At 32.0% G+C, this 7341-nt stretch carries 5 protein-coding genes; all 5 read left to right on the top strand.

Translation table 11 applies throughout. The annotated features are described in order from the left end of the window. The first annotated feature begins 246 nt into the window (after positions 1 to 246). The 5 genes from QNJ66_RS13835 (at position 247) to QNJ66_RS13815 (ending at position 7333) form a co-directional block, all read left to right on the top strand. Complete coding sequence (locus QNJ66_RS13835) at positions 247 to 1629, top strand: hypothetical protein (protein WP_300507883.1); 1383 nt, start codon at positions 247 to 249, stop codon at positions 1627 to 1629. 22 nt (positions 1630 to 1651) lie between these two features. Beyond that, complete coding sequence (locus QNJ66_RS13830) at positions 1652 to 2599, top strand: hypothetical protein (protein WP_300507881.1); 948 nt, start codon at positions 1652 to 1654, stop codon at positions 2597 to 2599. Between the two features lie 4 nt (positions 2600 to 2603). Beyond that, complete coding sequence (locus QNJ66_RS13825; RefSeq protein WP_300507879.1) at positions 2604 to 3494, top strand: hypothetical protein; 891 nt, start codon at positions 2604 to 2606, stop codon at positions 3492 to 3494. 22 nt (positions 3495 to 3516) lie between these two features. Beyond that, positions 3517 to 4404 carry a hypothetical protein gene (locus tag QNJ66_RS13820; protein WP_300507877.1) on the top strand — a complete coding sequence of 296 codons (888 nt, stop codon included), beginning with the start codon at positions 3517 to 3519 and terminating at the stop codon, positions 4402 to 4404. A gap of 292 nt (positions 4405 to 4696) precedes the next feature. Then, positions 4697 to 7333, top strand: a complete 2637-nt coding sequence (locus QNJ66_RS13815) for a peptidoglycan-binding domain-containing protein (protein WP_300507876.1) — start codon at positions 4697 to 4699, stop codon at positions 7331 to 7333. Positions 7334 to 7341 lie beyond the last annotated feature (8 nt).

The raw sequence follows: 7341 nt of genomic DNA, 5'->3' as shown, positions 1-7341 counted from the left end.
TATCAAAAACCAGTCAGGAGGGTTAGAAACTAAGAAATAAGGATGCTTCGCAGTTTTATATGTTGGTCGGGCATTCATCCCTAAGTTATGGAACGTTAGGGAATTCTGCCCGACATTCGGTTAAATTTTGAGGCAACCTTTGCTCTGAAAGATTGTAAAAAAACTTAAAATCTTGAGACTTTGGCAATTTTTGGTAATTAGTCTTAGGATCAAAAGGGTAAAAGTTGTTAATTTGAAAATAATTCTATGATTCGTCCTCGTTGGTTAGTGCTTCTCCTGGTAACTTCTGTGATGATACAATCTTGTAGCAAGGTAGAAGTCCCCTTTTCTTGTGCATCTGACTCCTCTTCTCAGTCCTCTCCTTTGTCAGATTCTCTTGATATTATGATCGCTATAGATGGTTCTCAATCTATGTTAGGTTATGTTAGCGATCGCAATAGTCGTTATGTACAAACCTTAAAACTTTTGGATGATACGTTATCGTTAAGTAGTTTGCGATCGCAGACTAATCCTAGTTACTATCGTTCAGGAGAAATTATCACTCGTAGTGATTTTAAGAAGGCACAACTACCTGAATTTTATAATAGTAGTAAGCCTAAATTTCCTAACATTTCGGTTCCCTTACAAGAGTTTATTTTACCACCGAATCAACAAGATAGTTTGTTGGTGATGGTAACAGATTTAGATCAAGCAGATGGGGATATTACTATCCTTAGCAAAAAAATAAGAGATACCTATCTTAATAATAATAGTAAAGATTATGTTGTAGCTATTTGGGCAATTAAAAGCGAATTTTCAGGAACAGTTCATGTGCAAGGACAAAGAACAATTAGAAAATTTACCTTTCCTAATAATCAATCTGAGGAAGATTTACGACCTTTTTATGTTATTTTTATAGGTCGCTATGATGATGTTGTTAACTATTTTGAAACCGTAAAAAATAGAGGAACTGAACTAATAGAAGAAAGTGAATTAACCTTATTTTCTCCCTATAAATTAGTTGATGAAATTACTTATTTAGATAAGGAAACAATTAATATATATCCTGTAGATGGAGCAGTACCTCAAAAGTGGAGGTTAGAAAATAATTTAGTCAAAATTCAGTCTCAAGATGAAAAAAATCAACTATTAGAAATCCCTAGTCAACCAACAGAACCAATTACCATTAAAGATAGTGTCAATTTGATCTCTGGGAATCCCATAACCACACTTAATCCTAATTATTTTAGTACCATTAAAAATATTAAGGTTATCGATGAATTTTCCAAAGAATTAAAGAAGGTAACAGAAGTATATCAAGATGATAGTTCTTTTAAAAATATCATCAATGTTGATCAATGGGAATTTACACCAGAAAAACAGTTAAATTTTGTGACTACAATTGATACTAATAAATTTCCCAAATCGGGAATATACAGTTTTGAAATTGATGTTGTTTTAAATAATATACCAGAAGAAAGTTGGTGGAAAGAGTGGAACTTAACCCCAGGAAGAGATAACCCTAATGATGGCTCAAAAACTCAAAATCTGTTAAACTTCATGAGAGGCTTAAAAACCATTACCAGTAACCTAATGGAAGATAATCCTCCTAAGATTGGTCGTTTCTGTTATGTTATTCATAAAAAGTAAAAATTGTAGGTTAGATTAATTCATGAATGTTATTGTTATTGGCAACCAAGGTGTAGGGAAAACCAGTATGATAGCTGCTTTAGCTGAAGCAACTATATCTGAAAAAAACAAAAATGTTAGAGTATATAACGCGGAAAATTTACTTGAACAAATAACCTCTTATCCATATGTAAATAATTCAAAAGATGATGATTTCTCATCAGATAATGGCACATTAAGTCAACCTTTAGGGGAATTTAAGCAAACAAAAATCACCTCAAATAATCCAGAAAAAGAGGGAGTTTCTGTCGATTCATACAAGGAAATTTTTAGTCAACCAGTATCCCAAATAAAGCAGAAAAAAATTTATGAAATTGCTGGTACTTCTGGATTACAAGCACCACGATCTTTATCATTAAGTGTGGATCTTCCTGCTGGAGCAGGAAAAAAAATTAGGGTAGATTGGATAGATACCCCTGGAGAAGCTTGGTCTGTTCCTATCTGGAGAAAAAGGAATCCTGAACCTTATAAAAAGCTGGTAGAAACAGTTAGTAATAGTCAGGCAGTAATTTTATTAGTTCCTCCTTATACTAGGAGTAAACGAAAAACTGCATCAACAGATAATAGCAACCCTTCTGATCAGCTAGATGTAGAAACTTGGAGAACTCAACTAGAAAATTGGTTAACTTTCATGAGAAAAAATTGTTCAAATGTTAAACATTTTGTTATCGCCATGCACAAGGCTGATTTATTGGGTTATGATTTGGAAAAAGATCATGAAAACTGGGAATATAATCGACAAAAGGGGAAATTAATAAATTGGTTTGACTATAATCAACATATCAAAGAAACTTATTTTGATTTGGCCTATGATATTATCCGAGACCATAACAAGCAACCTCCTTTTCTTGCTCCTCGATTGTTCGTGACTAGCACTAAAAATTCAAATCTATTAGAATTACCTTGGGTGTATTTAGGATCTCAATCTTAAGCTTATGTCTGACACTTCTACTAAACCTCTTGAAAATAAACCTCTTGATATTCGTATTTTTGGTCCTAGAGCATCAGGTAAAACAACTTATCTGACTACCTTGGCCGAATGTCCTGATGGACTCAAACAAAAATATCCAGAATTACAAGTTATTAAACGTAATGATGAAACCAAGGAGTTAGAAGATTTATCAAAAAATACATTAGCGGTGGGTTCAAAGGTTCCTGGAACAACATATGAAAAAAAAGAATTCCATAACTTGAACGAGTATGATTTTGTCATTAAAATTCCTGGGAATAAACAGCGTCCGGGAATTGAACTGGAGTTGTTAACTAAAGACTTTCCAGGGGAGTTTTTTCACGATATACCGCGAGGAGATAAACAGCAAGATCCAGACATCAAAAAATGGATAGATGATTTATTTACCACTGATGGATGGATGATAATGATGACAGACTGGGAACCTGAGAATGATCTCTTACTGTATCAACCTGCGTTTAAAGAGTTACATCGGAAACTATCAGGAAAACAAAAAATTAATCCAAAGTTGAAAGAATTGCGCATTGCAGTGGTCATGACAAAATGTGAACGGGGGGAACTTTGGCCTTGTCGTCTTGACCCCGATGAAGACTTATTTGCTGTGCGTTTACCAAAAACTTATGAATTTATAACACAAAAGTTTACGAATAACCCTATACAATTTTTTGCCTGTTCTGCGTTTGGTATTTTAGGTGATGATCTGAAAAATTTTGATCCCCGTCCTAACTGTCGTTTTGATTATGATGGTCCCCCGGAAGAAATTGAAGCAACCTTAAGAGAACCCGAGCAATGGTCTCCCTATGGATTAATTCCTCCTTTATACTGGTTAGCAACAGGTATTCGACTAGAAGAATAATTAAACCTTATTTGAAGTGATAATGATGTTGAGTCCATTTCAACGACAAAAAGAAGAATTATCAGGTAGTACAGAATTTAGGATGATTGGTCCCAGAAGTTCTGGAAAAACTGCTTATTTAGCAGCTTTAGCTTATTGGTCACAAGTCAGAAAAAATAGTTCGATTGAGTCTATTACTCCTCTCAATGATGCAACTCAGAACTTTATTGATAAAGCAGAAAATATTCTCAAAAGGGGTGATAGAGTTGCTGGAACTGACTATACTGATAACCCTGAGTCAATTCCAGAATACGAAATTAAGATCACAATGAATGCTGAGTTTAATCATCAAGAATTTGAGATAACTTGTAAAGATTTTGCAGGGGAACTTTTTACCAAGCTACAAAATAAAAATATTACAGCAATAGAAACCTATTTAGAAGAATATGCTCAAGCATCAGGACTCTTTATTATGTTAGAGGGAACTTTATCAACACAAGATCAAGATATAAGATACGCTCAAGGTTTAGCTAATTTAGAATCAGCATTAAAGTCTAGATTGCGCTCTAAAAAAAAGTCTTTAAGCAATTATCCTATTGCTATTGTTTGGAGTAAAGCAGAAATGTCTGGTATGTGGAACTACCGCAGGAGAATTCCTAAATTTATGAATAAAAAATATTTGCAAACTGAGCAACTTTTATTACGATGGAAACGGGAATGGAGATGTCCTATGAATTATTTTTTTTGTTCTGCTTTTGGGGTTAAAGGAGATGATGCAACTCCTAATGTTAGGCCAGAAAAACGACCAGATGGGGTTACAGTTGGTGTTATTGATGACACAGAATTGTGGCAACCTTTTGGTTTGATTGCTCCTATTTATTGGTTATATACAGGACAAGATATTGCTGAATTAAGAGATTTGGAGGGATAGATAAACTATGAATGAACAAAGAATAACTGTCAACGTTTGGGAATTTTCTAGGAAACTTTTAGAACCAAAAGAAGTTAACGGGAAATGGGTATCAACAGGGTTTGACAAAGAGATTGGTTTGAGAACTCAAAAAGTTCCTGAAATTATAGAAAATGCTGTTTATAATCGCCTTTTTCGTCTTAATGATAATTATCCTCCTAGTGAGGGAGAAAATGGACTGATTGCTAAAGAGTTTGAACGGTATGCTATTTTAATTGTTACTAACCGTTTAGTTGATGATAGGGATCGTCCTTTGATTGGTTATCGTTATTTCTGGTTAAAAAAACCAGAGAATACTAACATTGACGGTGTAGGAACATTATTGCAATGGTGGATTAGCAAAAGTAAACCTTGTTTAGATTTGAAACCTCATTCTCAAATACAAGAAACTCAAAAGAATAATTATCAACAAGGCTATTATAAAGCAAAAATTTATCAAAAAAATAGTTTTAATGATTATGATAAAACTGTAGAAAATATTAGCAATCAAATCACAAAAACACCTCATATTTTTACGGTTAAAAAATATAAAGAAAATAATCAGCTTCCTAAGAATTTACAGAAAGCAGATAACCTTTCAAACTTAGCTCTTTTACGGGGTAATTCTCGCCTCGGTTTATGGTTATTTTCGGTAATACTTTTATTAAAATGGGATTTTTACTGTTTACAATTACATTCTCTTGCTTTATATCTAAACAAAAAATATCAGCTTCCCATTGCTTGGACATGGAATATTAGTTGTTTAGAAAATCCGAATAAGTATATTTTAATTGGGTGTGCAGATCAACAATCTTTTGAATGGAATCAAAAATATAATAATATTTCTACTCCTTTAGAACAAGAAATTTCTATACCAAAAACGCAAGAATCTGTTCAAAAAACTCCAACAAATACCCTTAAACAAGCAATCCATAAAATAGCAGAAAATAAACAAGTTGATAAACATTTAGAGACATTAATTGAAGAATTAAGTCATAGTGATAGTGTGCAATGGGACTGGGGAAAGTTGGTTGATAAAACTTGGTTAGAAACTCATAATGAATCTCAAATTGCTAGATATAAATCTTTAGTTTTACTATTACATCCTAATCTGAAAATTGAGAATTTGGAGATATCTACTCCCAATTGGATCAACAGTTTCAATAAAGTTAATGAACAAGATAAAAAGAAAAAATCTAACAAATATTATCCACCTAATGAAAATGCTATCAATGCTTTAGAAATTCAAAGTAAACCACAATTAAAAGCTGCGATTTCTCACAGTGAAAAACTAAGAAATAAAGTTAATTATATAATTGATCAGCTATTATTAGAAGTCTTGAATTCTGAAGATAATTATCGTTCAATTGAATGGTTATTGTTTGAGTCTCAATCTGTTTGGTCAGATGAACAACGTTTAATTAGTTATGGAAAAAAATTGTTGGAAAAACTCAAAAAGAAATGTAAAGATAAACAAGAGTTAACTATAGAAGAAAATAATGAATTTATTGAGCAAATCAGTAAAGATTTTCAATCATGGGAAGACATAAAAGAACAGGAAAAAAGAGCATTACAAAATCAAAATCTAGTTATTCATCAACCTAATTCGTCTCATAATATACCATCAGTTCCATCATCCAATAGTTTCAATGCCTATGAAAAACTTGCTAAGTTTTTTGGGAAAATAGATGATCAAAAAACCTATTCAGTCGCTGCATTTTTCTATCAGCTAAGTAGACAAAAAATACCGAAAGAAATTAAAAAATACAAACTAGACGAAATCATTCCTCTCAAATCTTCTCAGAAAGAAGAGCAGAAAATTAACTATGATTTATCTGTATTTGGAAGAAACTTCTTCAAATATTATTCATTTTCAAATTTTTCAAAAGCATCTCATTTAACTAAATTGGCTATTTTCAATAGTTCTGAAAACTTAGAGATTTTACTAATTGGTTTAGTCCCATTTAACCATCTAGCTATATTGAAAAAATGCTATCCTATGTTTGCTATTTTAGTTTCATATCCATCAGTTACAGGTTATTTTGAAAGGAGTTTTAATCAAATGTGGAAATTGATTCTTGGTCTTTCAATCGGTAGTAGTTTCTTGCTCGGAACATTCGTAGGAATAGGATTAGGAATCCCAATACAAGGGTGGTTTAAAGGATACGACAAAATATTATATGATCCCATTTCTCAAAATGAATCTAAGATTATTTCTTCTAACCCTATTCGTGAACTTTATTTATACCTTAATCTTCTAGAAAGTGGATATTTTAAGAAAGATGTTCAACAGAAAAATCTTGACAATTTAGATAAGCTTATCAGTTTAATACCTAAATTTACTGATACAAAGTTCAAAAAAGCAGAAACAAGAGAGCAAATATTGAAAGACCGAAATAATTTAACTAAAAATCCATTATATGGATACATAAAAGGATTAACTCCCCCCGTCAAACAACAACTAAGTCAAAGTTATAAGACAGATCAAATTAATGAGGAAACTCTTCTAAAAAGTCTTGAAATCAAACAAGTAAAAGACGTTTTAGACCCACTTGGATTTTATAAGGGTAAAAAAGTTGAAATTAATGAGATATGGGATAAGCAGACATCAGACGCACTTAAAGAGTTTCAAAAAGATTATGGAATCGATTCAGTTGACGGTAGCTTAGGGCCAGATACTTGGTCAGTGCTTTCTATTATGATAGAAGCAAAACAACTTGAAGAAGCAGCACAAGAACTTAATTTAATTATTGATAAAAGTAAAAATTATGAGGAATTTAAGATTAAATATAATAAACTTAATGAGTGCAAAATAATTAGTGATAAACTATATTCTGAATGTTTAAAGGAAGAACCTAAGAAACCAAAAGAGAAACCTAAAATAGATAAAAATCAGGAACCTAAAACATAGGGAAACGA

Origin of the sequence: Crocosphaera sp., assembly GCF_030064895.1 — a bacterium.
Lineage (GTDB): Bacteria > Cyanobacteriota > Cyanobacteriia > Cyanobacteriales > Microcystaceae > Crocosphaera.
The sequence above is the reverse complement of the archived record's forward strand: the minus strand, read 5'-3'. Positions and strand labels throughout refer to the sequence as shown.